Annotated in this window: 1 protein-coding gene; it reads right to left on the reverse strand. The window is 53.1% G+C overall.

Features of this window, described 5'->3' with window-relative positions:
* Nucleotides 1-7: 7 nt before the first annotated feature.
* The coding region (locus R7Q11_RS28640) for an aldehyde dehydrogenase family protein (protein WP_225467282.1) at nucleotides 8-546 on the reverse strand (539 nt) is incomplete at its 5' end.

Here is a 546-nt window from a genome sequence, read left to right on the forward strand (position 1 = left end):
TTGAAACTTAAAGCGTCACGCCAGGGCTCACTGTCGCAGGTAATTCCGTCTCCTGCCCTTCCATGGATGCCATAGGGTAAGCACAGTAATCCGCGGCGTAGTACGCGCTTGGACGAAGGTTGCCTGATGCACCTGGGCCACCAAACGGTGCGTCACCACTTGCGCCCGTCAATTGACGGTTGCGGTTTACGATGCCTGCGCGAATGTGGTCAACAAAGTATTCCCATTCTTGATCGTCTGTTGATACAAGACCTGCCGACAGGCCAAAGCGCGTGTCATTCGCCAGCTCTACGGCTTTATCCAAACCTTCATAGCGCACGACTTGCAGCAGCGGTCCGAAGTATTCTTCATCTGGCAACTCGGCAATGTTAGTCACATCGATGATGCCAGGAGAAACAAACGCCGCCTCTCCTGCTTTCGCTTCAATTAAGCTTTCACCGCCTAGAGATTGCAGGTTTGCTTGCGCATCAAGAATGAACTTCGCCGCAGCCACAGAGATTTGTGGGCCCATAAATGGCGCAGGTTCTGCGAATGGTTGATCCATGC

Source organism: Vibrio sp. 970, from assembly GCF_033339075.1.